Annotated in this window: 10 protein-coding genes; 4 read left to right on the plus strand and 6 right to left on the minus strand. The window is 74.2% G+C overall.

All coding sequences use genetic code 11. From position 1 onward, the window contains the following. The 3 genes from DY240_RS12025 to DY240_RS12035 all read right to left on the minus strand — a co-directional run. Positions 1–2,289 (minus strand): ATP-binding protein (locus DY240_RS12025; protein ID WP_119660129.1); only part of this gene is annotated, 2,289 nt, incomplete at its 3' end. Between the two features lie 713 nt (positions 2,290–3,002). Continuing rightward, positions 3,003–8,876, minus strand: a complete 5,874-nt coding sequence (locus DY240_RS12030; RefSeq protein WP_119660130.1) for a S8 family serine peptidase — start codon at positions 8,874–8,876, stop codon at positions 3,003–3,005. 505 nt (positions 8,877–9,381) lie between these two features. Further along, positions 9,382–9,711, minus strand: a complete 330-nt coding sequence (locus tag DY240_RS12035) for an L-rhamnose mutarotase (RefSeq protein WP_119660131.1) — start codon at positions 9,709–9,711, stop codon at positions 9,382–9,384. Positions 9,712–9,853: 142 nt separating this feature from the next. Between DY240_RS12035 and DY240_RS12040 the strand changes: the two genes are divergently transcribed. The 3 genes from DY240_RS12040 (at position 9,854) to DY240_RS12050 (ending at position 12,398) form a co-directional block, all read left to right on the plus strand. After that, on the plus strand, positions 9,854–11,224 hold the full coding sequence (locus DY240_RS12040; protein WP_119660132.1) for an aminotransferase class V-fold PLP-dependent enzyme: 1,371 nt from the start codon (positions 9,854–9,856) through the stop codon (positions 11,222–11,224). Positions 11,225–11,313: 89 nt separating this feature from the next. After that, a complete protein-coding gene (locus tag DY240_RS12045; RefSeq protein WP_119660133.1) occupies positions 11,314–12,087 on the plus strand; it encodes an SDR family NAD(P)-dependent oxidoreductase in 774 nt (257 codons plus the stop codon). A gap of 101 nt (positions 12,088–12,188) precedes the next feature. Next, entirely contained in the window at positions 12,189–12,398 is a 210-nt protein-coding gene (locus tag DY240_RS12050; protein WP_119660134.1) for a hypothetical protein, read from the plus strand. Here the strand turns inward: DY240_RS12050 and DY240_RS12055 are convergent. Genes DY240_RS12055 through DY240_RS12065 form a run of 3 tightly spaced genes read right to left on the minus strand, consistent with a single transcriptional unit; the run spans position 12,369 to position 13,939 of the window. Further along, entirely contained in the window at positions 12,369–12,551 is a 183-nt protein-coding gene (locus DY240_RS12055; protein ID WP_119660135.1) for a hypothetical protein, read from the minus strand. The two genes, DY240_RS12050 and DY240_RS12055, sit on opposite strands and share 30 nt — an antisense overlap. A gap of 9 nt (positions 12,552–12,560) precedes the next feature. Next, the gene (locus tag DY240_RS12060) at positions 12,561–13,127 is read right to left on the minus strand and encodes a dihydrofolate reductase family protein (RefSeq protein WP_119660136.1); all 567 of its coding nucleotides are present in this window, start codon (positions 13,125–13,127) and stop codon (positions 12,561–12,563) included. Between the two features lie 2 nt (positions 13,128–13,129). Further along, complete coding sequence (locus DY240_RS12065) at positions 13,130–13,939, minus strand: alpha/beta fold hydrolase (protein WP_119660137.1); 810 nt, start codon at positions 13,937–13,939, stop codon at positions 13,130–13,132. Positions 13,940–14,049: 110 nt separating this feature from the next. Here DY240_RS12065 and DY240_RS12070 point away from each other — a divergent pair, with 110 nt between their 5' ends. Further along, a complete protein-coding gene (locus DY240_RS12070; protein ID WP_199701361.1) occupies positions 14,050–14,685 on the plus strand; it encodes a TetR/AcrR family transcriptional regulator in 636 nt (211 codons plus the stop codon). The last annotated feature ends 201 nt before the right edge of the window (positions 14,686–14,886 follow it).

Consider the following 14,886-nt stretch of genomic DNA (forward strand, 5'->3'; position numbering starts at 1 on the left):
CACCGCCGGCGCGAGCACACCCTTCGGCTCGGCGGCGGCCAGGAGGCGGCGGGCACGGTCGAGGACGGCGTCGGCCTCGCCGCGCGCGACGGCCAGCCGGAACAGCGCCGCGGCCGGGATCGGCAGCAGGTCGAACCCGCTCAGCTCGTCGGCGAGGTCGGCCGCAGCGGTCAACGCGGCGGCGGCGCCGTCGAGATCGCCGCGCACCAGCGCCAGGCACGCCGCGGCCGCCTCGCCGTCGATGCGGGCGCGGGGGTTGCCGGCCAGCTCGTCCATGAGGACGGCGGCGTCCTCGGCCAGCCCGTCCCACGAGCCCTCGCAGTAGCGCAGCAGCACCAGGCCGGAACGCAGGCTGCGTTCCATCCGCGTCTCGATGCGCGCGCCGTCGCCGCCGGCCGCCGCCGCCAACCCGGCCGTCAGCAGCCGGTCGGCCAGCTCGTGGTGGCCGGCGTAGGTCGCCTGGGTGCCGATCGACCAGTACGCGTTGATCTCGCGGCGGTGGTGCGGCTTCCCGCCGGTCTGCCGCTCGACGCGCCCCGCGGTGTCCCGCCACGCGGGGTCGCCGGTCGGCAGCTGCACCATGGCGATTTTTCCGAGCAGGAACACCTGGAACGCGTGGTCGGGGATCTCCGGCACCACCGTCAGCGCACGCCGGAGCCAGGCGCGGTGCTCGGCGAGGTCGCCGTCGCCGGCCATCGGGATGCCGAGGACGACCATGGCCCACGCCTTGAGGTCCGGCCGGTGGTCCAGGTCGGCGACGGCGTCGGCGAACAGCTGGTGGGCCCGCAGCAGTTCGGTGCCGGCGTCGTGCAGCAGCCCGCCGAGACGGAACCGCAGCTCGCCCCGGGCGGGCGCCGGAAGGTCCTCCTCCAGCACCGCGCCGAGCAGCTGGGCGGCGTCCTGCGCCCGGCCGGCCTCGACGGCGGCCTCGCCGAGCAGGACGGCCAGCCGGCCACGCCGCTCGGGCGTCGTCGTCGAGACCGGTGCGTGCCGCAGGACGTCCTCGAGGATCCGGACCGCCTCGGTGTCATTGCTCAGCCCGAAGGCCTGCTCGGCGGCCCGTTCGGCGGCGGCGACCCACTCGTCCAGCCGGTCGGCGTGGCGCAGGTGGTGGGCCAGCTGCCCGGCAGGCGTGGGCACGGCGGCCGCGAGCGCCGTCGCCGCGCGGTCGTGCAGCAGCAGCCGCCGCGGGCCGGAGAGGTCCTCGTATACGGCCTGCGCCGCCAGCGGGTGCCGGAAGCCGACGTCGTCGCCGTGCTCGGCCAGCAGCCCGGACTCCAGCGCCTCGCCCACCGCCCGCAGCGCCTCGGCCCGCTCCAGCGGTGCGGTCGCGACCAGCAGCGAGAGCGGCACCGGCACCTGCAGGACGGCGGCGGCCTCGGCCACCTGCCGGGCGGCGTCGCCGAGCCGGGCCACCCGCTCGAGCACCGAGTCGCGGATGCGGGTCGGCACGTCCAGCTCGTCCAGCGCCCGCCGCGCCCACCCGCCGCCGCGCCGCTGCACCAGCGTGCCGCGCTCCTGCAGCAGCGCCACCAGCTCCTCGACGGCGAACGGCAGCCCGGACGTTCGCTCGCACAGGTAGGAGGCGAACTCGGCGGACACGGCGTCGACGCCGATGATGGAGGCGGCCAGTGCGCCGACGTCGGCCGGGCCGAGCGGCGCCAGCGTCACGTCGGCCACGCCGGTCCCCGCGGGCACGCCGGCGGCCAGCGCCCGGACGCGCGGGTCGACCGACTCCGGCCGGAAGGTCACGACGACGGAGAGCTCCGGCAGCGATTCGGCGAGCAGGTAGCCGACGAAGTCGCCGGTCTGCTCCTCGGCCCAGTGCAGGTCCTCGAGGATGAGGACGGCCGGCCCGGCCGCGGCGAACACGTCGACGAAGCCGCGGAACGCCCGGTGCCGCTCGGCGGCGCGGTCGCCGAGCGGCTCCGGGGCCGGCGGCAGCACATGCGCCAGCTCGGGGAGGAACGGCCGCAGCGCACCGGCGACGGGCGACAGCGCCAGCTCGCCGAGGTGCTCTCCGAGCCCGCGCACCGCCTCGATGACCGGGCCGAGCGGGAACGGTTCGCGCAACGCATGGCAGCGGCCGGCCAGCGGGCGCCGTCCGGCCCGCGACGCCGCGGCGGCCAGCTCGCCGACCAGCCGGGTCTTCCCGATGCCGGCCTCGCCGGAGATGACCACCAGCGCGGGAGACGCGGTGACGGCGTCGACGGCCCGGCGCAGCTCGCCGTCGCGGCCGACGATGGCGGGCGCGACCAGCCGGTGCGGGGCGTCGCTCGTCTCAGCCATGCCGTCCAGGGCCCTCGGGTCAGGAATGCCGGGAGCATAGCGCAGCGGTGTTTCCGCTCCGCTGCTGTGACGTCGGGCGTGGTGTGACGTTGGCGTCGCGTTGGCCGCGGGGGCCGTCCCCCTGCTGCCCGATTGTCTTGGCCGCGTGCGCGCGCCTCAAGCGGACTGTGGAGGCGCTTCGCGCCGGCGATGACCGCTTGACCCGCGCTCCCGCGGCTGAGAACGGGCAGCTATCAGGGGGGACGGGGGAGTGTGGCGACGGTGCCAGGCCTCTGGGCCCGTTTCGGTGTGAGTTTGGTGTCGTGGAGCGTCCACCTGGTGAGATTTCGCCGTGATTCGGGGGCCATCACGAGGATTACCTGAGCGTCAACACCCCTACAGTCATGGTGATGCTCAGGCAATCCTCGTGATGTAGGCGATCCTGGATGATCATCGGGCGTCGCCGCCCTACAAAGTAGGGCGAAACGGGCACGCCTACCTCGAGTCGTGCCCGCTCTGCCCCCGTCCCCCTGATAGCTGCCCGTTCTTGGCCGCGCAACCGCGGGTCAAGCGGATCCGCGCCGGCGCGAAGCGCACAAATAGGTCCGCTTGAGGCGCGGTTGCGCGGCTGAGAAAATGGGCAGCAGGGGGACGGCCCAACGCCACTGGGCGGCAGAACGGCCGGGAGCCGCGTCCCGGAGAAGGACGCGGCTCCCGGCCGGTCAGGATGCTCCTCAGCGCCGGTCCGGCCCCCGGATCTCGCCGCGCGGGAACACCGTCACCGGTGTGGAGCAGGTGTCCGTCCCGGCCGCGCAGACGCGGTAGGTGAACGAGTCGCCGATGCGCGGCCGCCCGATCTGGTCGACGTGCGTGCCGGAGTTCGCGACCGTCGCGACGACCAGCCCGTCCCGCTCGACGTCGACCCGTTCGGCGTCGATGCCGGTCCACGTCAGCCGGCCGTACCAGATGCCGCGCTGGAGGTACGTGTCCACGGACAGCTCCGGCTCGCCCGGCTCGCCGACGGTGAGACGCACCGGCACCGGCGTGACCGGCGCGGCGGGGTCGTCGCTCGCGACGCACAGGTGCGTGGCGTACTCGCCCGGCGCCAGACCGGCCGCGTCCAGCGTGACCGTGGCCGCCTGCTCCTCACCGGGTGCGACGGTGCCCGACGCCCGGTCGGCGGCCAGCCAGTCCGGCAGCTCGCACCGGATCGGCTCGCGCGGTGTCCCGTCGACGGCCATCACCAGGTGCGCGTCGGGGAACCCGAGGCTCTCCATGGTGACCGGGTTCGGCGCGCCGCAGTCGTCGGCGGAGATGTAGGACGGCCCGGTCTGCCCCGCGCTGTTCGCACCGGGCACGACGGCGCCGACGTTGAGCAGGTCCGGCGCCGCGACCTCGAGCACCAGCGTCGCGCCGGCCGGGACCCGCGCCGATACCGGCACGCTGACCAGCGTCTCCGCGGCGTCCTCGACGGTGACCGTCTCAGACGCCAGCCGGGTGAGGTTGACGTACTCGAACGGCCCGTCGAGCGTGTAGAGGTTGACCGTCAGGTCCGCCTGCGGCGTCACCAGCTGCAGGCCGAAGGTCACCTCGGACACGTCGAACGCGCCCTCGATGCCGAAGTCGGCCAGCGTGAAGGTGCGCAGGAACCGGTTCGCGCGGGTGGTGCCGGTCTGGTTGCTCGAGCACACCGGCACGCCGCTCTCGACCACCTCCATCGAGGCCGAGTGGGTGAGCCGGACGGTGCCGGCGGCCGGCGGCGCGGCGTCGGCCGTCCCGGTCGCGGACGACGTCCCGGCGTCGCCGAGCGACGTCGTCCACTCGCCGGCGCCGCCGGCCGGCGCCGGTCCGGACTCCACGACCGTGGTCGTCCCGGCCGGCCGCAGCGGACCGGAGACCGTGCTGGCGGCGTCGACCTCCCAGTGCAGGTCGCGCTCGCCGGCGTTGCCGATGGTCAGCTCCCGGGTGGCGGTGCCGCCCGCCGCGATCTCCGCCGCCAGCTCCCCGGGTGCGACGGTGATCGACGGCGGCGCCGGTGCGTCCGCGCCGGGCACGAACACGTAGGCCGCGCCCTGGTCGGCCACGTCGCCGACGTGCGCGTTCGGCGCACCGGCGAGCACGTCGCCGCCCGACACGGCCACCGCGGTGCCGAGGTGGTCGCCCTGCGCGGTGTCCTCGCCGAGCAGCACCCGCTGCTGCGTCCAGCCGTCGCCGTCGCGGACGAACACGACCGCGGCGCCCTTGCGCAGGTCGACGCCGGCGGTGCGGCCGCGGTACGGCGCGCCGGCCACGATGGTGCCGCCGTCGATGCCGACGGACCAGCCGAACCGGTCGTTCACGTGCGTGCCGGTGGACGTGAGCTTCGCCCGCTCCGTCCACGCGTCGCCGCGGCCCTCGTAGACGTAGACGGAGCCGTCGCTGGGCACGTAGTCCAGGCCGGGGCCGCTGGCGCCGACCACCGCGGTGCCGCGGTCGAGCGCGACGGACATGCCGAACGCCAGCTCGGGCGCGGGGTCGGACGGCAGCAGCGTCGCCCGCTCGGCCCAGCCGTCGCCGTCGTCGGTGAACACGTACGCCGCGCCCTGCCGGAAGACCCCGCGCGCGGTGCTGTTCGGCGCGCCGACCAGCAGCGTCGTCCCGTCCAGGCTCACCGACGTGCCGAAGTTGCCGAACGACGACACCCCGGAGCCGGCCAGCCGCGCCCCGGTGGTCCACGTGTCGCCGTCGCGGGTGAAGAGCTGGACGACGCCCGCGGCGTTCTCGTCGCCGAGGTGCTCGCCCGGCGCGCCGGCCGCGACGGTGTCGCCGTCGACGGCCACCGAGTAGCCCAGCTCCGCACCCCAGCGCACGTCGTTCGTGCTGAGCTTGGCCTGCTGGGTCCAGGTGTCGCCGTCGCGGACGAACACGTACGCCGCGCCGGGACGGGAGCCGTCGAGCGAGGCGCCCGGAGCGCCGACGACGATGGTGTCGCCGTCGATCGCCACCGACCGGCCGAACACCATGCCCCAGTCGCGCTCGCCGTCGGGCAGCAGGGTCGCCTGCCGCTCCCAGCCGTCGCCGGAGCGCGTGTAGACGTATGCCGCACCCGACGCGCCGACCTCGTCGACGTCGGCCTGCGAGGCGCCCACCACCGCGGTGTCGCCGTCGATCGCGACGGCGTTGCCCAGCTGGTCGTCGGCCAGGCCGTCGGCGGTCAGCCGGGTCTGGACGGCGTCGCCGGTCAGGCCGCTGTCGCCGATGACGGTGACCGCCAGCGGCACGGTGGTCAGCTCGTCGTCGGGGTCGTTCGTGCGCAGGCAGAGCAGCCCGGTGAGGGTGCCCGGCCGCAGGCCAGCCGAGTCGACGGTCAGCTCCAGTCGCCCGGTCGCGTCCGGCGCCACGGTGCCCGCGAGCGGGGCGATGCCGAGCCAGGGCAGCTCGCCGGGCGCCGTGCAGGCCGGCGCCTCGGTGGTGCCGACGACGTTCATCACCAGGTGCACCCACGGGTAGCCGAGCGCGCCGAGGCCGGCGGGCTCGGTGACGCCGCAGCCGGGCGCGGTCAGGTAGGTCGGGGCGCTCTGCCCGGCGCTGTTGGTGCCGGGCCAGAACCCGCCGACGCCGGTGAGGTCGGGCGCCGACAGCTCCACCACCAGGGTCGCGCCGGCCGGGATCGTCCCGGTGACGGGCACCGTGGCGAGCGTCTGCCGCTGCGGCTGCAGCGTCTGCGTAGCGCTGCCGACGGGCTCGAGGTTGGCCCGGGTCAGCGGCGCGGCCGGGTCCTTCAGCGTGGAGAGCGTGACCGTCAGGTCCTGCGCGACGGTGAGGCTCTCGACGCCGAACTCCACCTCGGTGACGCCGAACTCGCGGTCGATCCCGAAGTCGGCCAGGGTGAACGTCCGCAGGTAGGAGTTCGCGCTGGTGGTGACGCCGTCGTCGGCGGAGCAGGCGATGCCGTTGCCGGCCACGATCGCCTGCGACGCCGAGTGCGTCAGCGTCTGCGCGATGCCGCCGGCCTCGCGCGTGGGGACGACCGTCTCGCCGGTGCCGCCCGATCCGGTCAGCTCCCCGCCGCTCAGGCCGGCCGGGAGCGGCTGCGTCGTCACCGGCGTGGTCGCGCCGCGCGGCTGCCGCAGCTCGTCGTCGGCGTACACCTCCCAGCGCAGGTCGGTGTTGCCGCCGTTGTCGAGCGTGAGCGTGTGAGTGGCGGTCTCGTCCGGCCGTTGCGTCGCGGTGAGGCTGCCCGGGGTGACCGCCAGCGACGGCGGGACCTCCTCGCGCGGCGTGACGACGACGGGGTAGTGCGCCGGCGCGACGGCCCGTCCGTTCGCATGCGTGGCGTCGGTGGCGAACCGGACCTCGGCGAACGAGGGCTGCCCCAGCGGGACGGCGGCGAGGTCGGCCGTCACGGTGACCGTGACGTCCTGCGTCGCGCCCGGCGCGAGGGCGAACGTCGCCGGTTCGACGGTGACGGCGAGGCCGTCCGGAGCCGTCGTGGTCGCGGTGTAGGCGGCCTCGACGTCGGCGACGTTGCGCACCGTCCGGGTCCAGGAGCAGGTCCCGGTGCAGGTGCCGTCGACGAAGGCCGGCAGGTTGAGCGTGGCCGGGTCGCCGCCCGCGGCGGGGTCGGCGGCCAGGAAGTCGGTGTACGACTCGTCCATCACCAGCCCGGCCCGTCCGGCGGCGTCGAGGTCGATGCGCCCGGAGCCGACGTCGAGCGGGTCAGCCGGGGTCGTGCCGTTCTCCTCGAGGATGCCGGTGTCGGCCGTCGCGGCCAGCGCGGAGCGGATCTCCGCCGGCGACCAGTCCGGGTGCAGCGCGGTCAGCAGCGCTCCGGCGCCAGCGACGTGCGGCGAGGCCATCGACGTCCCGCTGTTGACGATGTACTGGTCCGGGTCGCCGTCACGCGCGGAGCCGGCGGCCAGGATGTCGACGCCCGGCGCGGCGAACGTCGGGGCGAGCAGGTCCAGGTGGCTCGGCCCGCGGGAGCTGAACCCGGCGACCAGGTCCTCCCAGTCGTGGTTCGTGATCAGCTCGGTGGCGGCGTTGAGCCGTGCCGTGACGGTGCCGCTCAGCGCGCGGATCGCCGCGCTCGACCGCTGCTCGATCATCAGCGCCGGGATCGTGGTGTCCTCCAGCGCGCCCATCGCGGTGGGCGGGCCGCCGACGTTGTTCGCGACCAGCACGGCGACGGCGCCGGCGTCGGCGGCGTTCGTGACCTTGACGGAGAACTCGCAGTCGCCGCGGTCGACCAGCGCCAGTGCGCCGTCGAACGTCCCGGCCTCGAACGGCTGGCAGCCGCGCGCGTTGCCCGGCGCCACGACCGCCGCGTCGCGCAGCTCAGCCTCGATGTCGGCCTCCGGTGCCGGGCCGCTGCCGGGGACCGCGGGCAGGCCGGTGAGCCCGTCCGGGACCGGCGCCGGCCCGGTGACGTCGAGGGTGTTCGCGAACGCCCGGTAGTGGGTGGTCGCGGCGACGGCGGCGTTCCAGGGTCCGGTGTGCGCGACGGTGCTCTCGCCGGGGCCGTCGTTGCCGGCCGACGCCGCGACGAAGATGCCGGCGTTGAACGCCTCCAGGAACGCGAGGTCGACGACGTCGTTCCAGGGGTCGTCGGCGCCGCTGATGGAGTAGTTGAGCACGTCGACGCCGTCGTCGATGGCCTGCTCGACGGCGGCGACGCTGCTGGTGGTGGGGCACGACGGCGAGCAGACGAGGTAGGAGATGACGTTGGCGTGCGGCGCCACGCCCTGAACGGTCCGGGTGAACGTGCCGTTGCCGATGGTGGCGGTCGCCTCGTGGACGTTGCCGGCGGCCGTGCTCGCGGTGTGGCTGCCGTGGCCGTCGTCGTCCTGCGCGTCGGGCGCGGCGGGGTGGAAGTTCCACGCGCCGACCAGCTTGTCGTTGCAGATGTCCTCGTGCTCGGGGTGGTCCGGGGCGCAGACGCCGACGTAGGTCCCGGCGCCGAACGGGTTGACCGGCGTGTAGCCGTCGCCGCCGGTGGCCGCGAACGACGGGTGCCCGGGGTTGATGCCGCTGTCGATGACGCCGACCAGCACGCCCTCGCCGCGGGTGCCGGCGTCGGTGCCCGTCTCACCGGCCCAGATGCTGGCGGTGGAGATGAGGTCGTGGCTGACGTCGGTGAGCGGCTCGCGCTCGACGTCGCGGTAGACGGCGGCGACGCCCGGGAGCTCGGTCAGCCGCTCCGCCTCCTCGTCGTCCACCCGCACGGCCAGGCCGTTGACCACGTTGCGGTACTCGAAGGCGACCTCGACCTCGCGGCCGAGTTCGTCCTCGATGTCGTCGCGCAGGGTGCTCTGGCGGTCGTCCAGATGCGCGAGGTACGCGCGGCTGGCCGGTGCCTCGACGTCGAGCTGGTCCGCCCCGGTGACCTGCGGGCTGGTCGGCCGCAGGCCCGCGGTGCCGCCCGTGTACGTCGCCAGCGACGGCTCGTCGAGCTCGACGACCCACAGGCCGGTGCCCTCGCCCTCGGTGGCGACGAGCAGGCCCGGTGCGTCGGGTTCCGGCGGGGGAGCGGCGGGCTGTGCGGCGGACGGCGCGGCGGCCACGGCGGGCAGCAATGCCACCACCGTCAGGGCGCCGACCAGGCCGGCCGTGATTCTGCGTGCGGTCAACGGAGACTCCTCGCCTTCGGGTCCGGTCCAGGCAGCCTGCCGCTCCGGTGCGAGGTGTCACCATTGCGAATTGTGGTGATTTTTGCTCCGAACGCGAGGTGAACGGAGCGTGGGCCGTTCGCGTCCGGTTGACCGGAGGTGTCGTCTTCGATAGCGGGAGTCGTCTTCTGCCGGCGTCTCGGGGCGCAGACGACGGTTCTGGCTATCGAAGTCGGTCGCGTGCATTGACGACGCCCGGCTTTCCCGGCTGCGAACGACCCCCGGTCGACGAGAAGCCCAGCTGTCAGTCGTCGACGCGGTCGGCCCGGATGGCGACGCCCTCGCCGGCCGTGACCGACTGTGGAGAAACGCGACGCCCGCTACGGCGGCCCCGGCCGTCCCGCCCGGGTGATCGGGTCGGCCACCAGTGTGAGATCGCTGCGGAAACGATGTGGGATCACTGTCGTCACCACCACAGCACGTTCACATCGTTCCCGCGGCAGACCCACACCTACATCTCGGACAGCTACCGCAGGTGTCGCTGCCGGCCGAGGTCCCACACCTCCGGGAGCGGTGCGGGCTGTCCGTCGGTCCCGCCGGCGAACCGGTCGACGAACCGGCCGATGTGCGCCTGCCACCGTTCGTTCGCCGGGTCCGACGCCAGCGCCCGCATGGCCGCGTCGAAGTCGTCGCACTCGACCAGGTGGAACAGCCGGTCGACGACCCGCCAGATGGTCCACTCGTGGATCCCGACCCGGGCGAACGACGCCACGAGGTCGTCCGGGATCCGTTCGTGCTCCCGGTCGTAGTCCAGCTCGGTCCCCGGCCGGAGCACGGAGTGCAGCGCCACGCGCATCGCGTCATCCCTTCACGTCGGCGTCGACAGGCACCCGTAGTCCTACCGTGGCGACGAAACCCGCCGTCGACCGCCCCGGCTTCCCCACGGCGGCCGCGCCGCCACCGATGCGTTCGTCCGGGGTGCGGAGTAGCGTCGCGCCATGGCGGACGCGCGGCTGCGGCGACGATCGGTGCTGACCGGCGGCGCCCTGCTGGCCGCCGGAGCGCCGGCACTGCTGGTGGGCTGCTCGTCCAGTGACGAGCCCGGCGACGAGTCCGGCGACGATGCCGGCGAGCCGGCCGCTTCGACGACGCCGCCGCGACTCGAGGACCTCGATCTGTCCGACTGGGAGGTCGTGCGCGGCCAGTTCGCCCTCGATCCCGAGCTCGCCCACTTCGCCGCCTTCGTGCTGGCCAGCCACCCGGCGCCGGTGCGGGCCGCCATCGAGCGGTGGCGCGACGCGTTCGACGCCGACCCGGCCGCGACGGTCGCCGGCGAGCTGGCGCACGACGAGGAGGTGCGGACGGCCGCGGCCGGGTACCTCGGCGTGCGGCCGGCCGAGGTGGCGCTGACGGACAGCACGACGATGGGGCTCGGGCTGGTCTACCACGGTCTCCCGCTGTGCCCGGGCGACCACGTGCTCACCACCACCCACGACTTCTACGCCACCCACGAGGCGCTCCGTCTGGCCGCTGCCCGCGCCGGTGCCGAGGTCGAGCGCATCGCGCTCTACGACGACCCCGCCGCGGCCGGCGCCGACGAGCTGGCCGGCCGGGTCGCCGCGGCGATCCGCCCGCAGACGAAGGTCGTCGCGCTGACCTGGGTGCACTCCAGCACGGGGGTGAAGCTGCCGGTCCGCGCGATCGCCGACGCCGTCGCCGATGCCAACGCGGGCCGGGCCGAGGCCGACCGCGCGATCCTCGTGCTCGACGCCATCCACGGACTCGGCGCCGACGCCGCCCGCCCGGGCGACCTGGGCTGCGATGTCTTCGTGTCGGGCACGCACAAGTGGCTGTTCGGGCCGCGCGGCACCGGCATCGTCTGGGCGGCGCCGGCCGCCGGCGCCGCCGTCGCACCGACCATCCCGTCGTTCACCGCGCCCAGCTTCGTCAACTGGCTCACCGGCGGCGACGAGCCCAGCCCGTTCGGCGTCGGCAACACACCCGGCGGCTACCAGGCGTTCGAGCACCGCTGGGCCGTCACCGAGGCGTTCGCGTTCCACCAGGCCATCGGCCCCGACCGCGTGGCGGCCCGCACCCAGGAGCTGGCGACCCGGCTCAAGGACGGCCTCGCCGAGCTCCCGGGCGTCCGGCTGGTCACGCCGCGCGATCCCGCCCTGTCGGCCGGGCTGGTGTGCGTCGACGTCGCCGGCCGCGATCCCGCCGAGGTCGTCCAGCAGCTGCTCGACCAGCGGATCGTCGCCTCGGTGACGCCGTACAGCGAGCCCTACGTCCGGTTCGGCGCCAGCATCGTGACGACGCCCGAGCAGGTCGACGCCGCCGTCGAGGCCGTCGCCGGCCTCGCCCGCTAGCGGGGCGACGCGCTCGTCCCGGTTGACACCGTCCCCGCAACGGTCCGAGAATTCGAACCGACTGTTGCGTCTGCTGAAACGGGTGACGGGTGGACGAGGGCCGGCTGGCGGGACGGGTGGCGCTGGTGACGGGCGCCTCCCGCGGCATCGGCGCGGCGGTGGTGCGGGCGTTCGCCGCCGAGGGTGCTTCCGTCGCGCTCGGGTACGAGCCGCGTCCCGACATGGCGGTCCTGGCGGAGGAGCTCGCGGGCGAGCTGCGGGCGTCCGGCACCAAGGCGGTCGCGCTGGCGGCCGACCTCGCCGACCCGGACGCCGTCGAGGCGCTGGTCGACGGCGCCCGCGCGCACCTCGGCCCGCTCGACGTCGTCGTCGCGAACGCCGCGCTGTCCGCGCAGTCGCCGTGGCGGGAGATCGGCGTCGCCGAGTGGGATCGCGTCCTCGCCGTCAACCTGCGCGGCAGCTGGCTGCTCGCCCGCGCCGCGTACCCCGACCTCGTCGCCGGCGGCCGCGGCTCGATCATCACCGTCAGCAGCGTCATGGCCCGCACCGGGCAGGCCGGCGCGCTGCACTACACCGCCAGCAAGGCCGGCATCATCGGGCTGACCCGGGCGCTGGCCCGCGAGGCCGGCCCCGACGGCGTCCGCGTCAACGCCGTCATGCCCGGGGCTATCCGCACCGAGCACGAGGAGGCCCTGAAGCCCGACGCGGCCGCGGTCTTCGAGCAGGTCACCGCCGTGCAGTCGCTGAAGCGCCGCGGCACCGCCGACGACCTCGCCGGCGCCTTCGTCTACCTCGCCGGCGACGACAGCGCGTTCGTCACCGGCCAGGTCCTCACCGTCGACGGCGGCTGGGTCTTCGGCTGACGCTCCGAACGCCTTGGCAAGTCCCACCATCGCGCAACATCGGACATATCGGACGCAGCGGCGACGATCAGCCTTGCCAAGATGCGGGATGGGCGCTGTCCATGATCAACGGGCTGCGCGACCAGGTCGTCGCGCTGGCCTGCCTGCGGCACGGACTCCCGGCGTGGCATGGCCGTGGGGTCGACGCCCTGCCGGACGCGGTGACGGGGCCGCTGGCGGGCACGCTGGTCGGCACTCTCGACGACACCGCGCTGCGCCGCGCGATGACCGCCGCCGTGTCGTCAGGCGCGCCCGGCGACGAAGGACAGTAGCGCCGGGTCGGCCGACGTGAACCGCTCGACCTCCTCGCCGCCGTCGCAGCGGCACAGGGCGACGGTGACGCTCGTCGCCGTGCGGGCGACGACGCGCCACTCGCCGCCCGCGTCCTCCCAGCGGGTCACCACGCCGACCGGGTCGTCGCTCATACCGTCAGCCTAGGCGCGGTCGCGCTCGAACAGGGTGATCAGGACGCCCTCGCCGACGGTCCGCGACTCGGTGAGCCGCCATCGCGTCCGGTCCGGGGTGTCGACGAACAGCCGGCGGCCGGTGCCGAGCAGGACCGGGAACGTCATCAGGTGCAGCTCGTCGACGAGGTCGTGCTCGAGCAGCGCTTGCGCGAGCTGGATGCTGCCGGCCACCTGCAGCTCGCCGTCGACCGCGTCCTTGAGCCGGGCGACCTCGGTGGCGACATCGCCGCTGATGACCTGCGTGTTGTTCCACGTGGGGTCGGTCAGCGTGCTGGACACGACGTACTTGCGCATGCCGTTGTACTTGTCGGCCAGCTCGCCCTCGTAGTCCGGCCAGGCGGCGGCGAAGCCCTCGTAGGTCACCCGGCCGAGGAGCAGTGCCTCGGCGCCGAGCGCCTCGTCGGTCTTGAACTGCTCGCCTTCGTCACCGCGGTCGAACTCGAAGGTCCAATCCTTGTACCTGAAGTCCTCGCCGCCGGGCGCCTGAACGACACCGTCGAGGCTGATGAACTCCGTGACGACGATGCGGCCCATGATCAGGCCTCCTGCACGAACTCGCGCAGCGCCGCGGCGAGCACGTCGGGCGTGGTGGCGTGGTTCTCGCCCGGCACCGGCTTCAGCGTCGCCGTCGGCAGCAGCTCGGCCAGCGCGCGCGGACCCGGGATCAGCGTGGGCCAGGTGTCGATGCCGTGCATGACGAGGACGGGGACGTCGATCGACGCCCACCGGTCGGCGGGCAGCGGGTTGCCGGACATCGTGGTGCCCATGATGCGGCCGTCGTAGGCGATGGTCGGCGCGATGCCCAGCATCACCGGCCAGTAGTCGCTCTGCTTGAGCCCTTCGACGTCCTCCGGGGAACCGCCGACGGCCTCGGTCATGAAGATCGCGACCGCCTCGTCCGGGCGACCGGCGGCGTTGGCGGCGTCGAGCCGCTCGACGTAGTCCGGCGGCAGCGGCGGGCGGATGTCGTCGACGACGAACGGCGGCTCGAACACCGCCACGTGGCTGACCGGCAGCAGCCCGGACGCGGCCACGTCGAGGGCCAGCACGCCGCCGGACGACCAGCCGAAGATGACCGCGGGCCCGCCGCCGGCGTCGTCGACCAGCGCGGCGATGTCCTCGATCTCGCGCTCGACGGCGTACGGCGCGGTGTCGGTGCTCTCGCCCCGGCCGCGGCGGTCGTAGGCGTACGTGCGGAACTCGTCGGCCAGCAGCCGGCCGGTCTCGGCGTTCAACGGGTTGGTCGCGCGGTAGGCGGTGGCGCCGTCGATCATGATCAGCGGCCGGCCGCTGCCGTAGGCGTCGAAGGCGATGGTGGTGCCGTCCTTGGAGGTGACCGTGCTCATGGTGGTTGCTCCTCGATCCGAACTGCTGCGGTGGGTTGGAACTAGACGGTACAGTACTCACACGAGTACGGAACTGTCTAGTACCATCTCCGCAGAGGCGAGGAGGAGCCGTGGTCCTAGAGGACGTGGACGAAGGCCGGACGGCGCGGAAGCGGCGCGCCATCCTCGAGGCGGCCACCGAGGTGTTCCTGCAGCACGGTTACGTGGGCGCCAGCATGGACCAGGTGGCGGCGAAGGCCGCGGTCTCCAAGCAGACCGTCTACAAGCAGTTCGCCGACAAGGAGCACCTGTTCGCCGAGATCATCGTCGGCCGGACCTCGGTGCTGGGCGACCGGCTCGCCCGGGTGTACGCGACGCTCGACGACGCCACCGACCCGCGGCCGGCCCTGCGCGACGTCTGTCACCAGCTGCTGGCGAGCCTGAGCCGGCCCGACGTGCTCCAGCTGCGCCGGCTGGTCATCGCCGAGGCCGACCGCTTCCCCGAGGTCTCCGGCAGGTGGTGGGAGCAGGCCTTCCACCCATCGCTGGTGGTGCTGGGCGAGGCGCTGCAGCGCATGGCCGATCGCGGCCTGCTGCGCGAGCTCGACGACCCGACGCTGGCCGCCTACCACCTCGCCGGCCTCGTCATGTACAAGCCGATGAACCGGATGATGTTCGCCGGGACAGCGGCCGTGTCGCCGCCGGACGAGCTGGAGTACCTCGCCGACCGCGCGGCCGACGTGTTTTTGGCCGCCTACGGCCGGTGACGGCTGGCGTTGCCGGGCCCCTGCGCCGCCGTCGTCGGCCGTCACGTCCTGGTTCCAGGTGACGCTCTCGGGCCGGTCACGGCTGTTCAGCGCTACGCAGAACCAGGACGTCACACAGACCCAGGATGTCGACACCCAGCGACCGCCGCACGACCGGCACGGGGATGACGCAGGTGGGCCGGCCCGGGCTGCGGTCCCGGG

This window comes from Jiangella rhizosphaerae, assembly GCF_003579925.1.
GTDB lineage: Bacteria > Actinomycetota > Actinomycetes > Jiangellales > Jiangellaceae > Jiangella > Jiangella rhizosphaerae.

Excerpts from the sequence above, each read along its gene's own strand:
- DY240_RS12035 (WP_119660131.1), bottom strand. The coding sequence starts at position 9,711 with ATGCGCGTGGCGCTGCACTCCGTGCTCCGGCCGGGGACCGAGCTGGAC.
- DY240_RS12040 (WP_119660132.1), top strand. The coding sequence starts at position 9,854 with ATGGCGGACGCGCGGCTGCGGCGACGATCGGTGCTGACCGGCGGCGCC.
- DY240_RS12050 (WP_119660134.1), top strand. The coding sequence starts at position 12,189 with ATGATCAACGGGCTGCGCGACCAGGTCGTCGCGCTGGCCTGCCTGCGG.
- DY240_RS12055 (WP_119660135.1), bottom strand. The coding sequence starts at position 12,551 with ATGAGCGACGACCCGGTCGGCGTGGTGACCCGCTGGGAGGACGCGGGC.
- DY240_RS12060 (WP_119660136.1), bottom strand. The coding sequence starts at position 13,127 with ATGGGCCGCATCGTCGTCACGGAGTTCATCAGCCTCGACGGTGTCGTT.
- DY240_RS12065 (WP_119660137.1), bottom strand. The coding sequence starts at position 13,939 with ATGAGCACGGTCACCTCCAAGGACGGCACCACCATCGCCTTCGACGCC.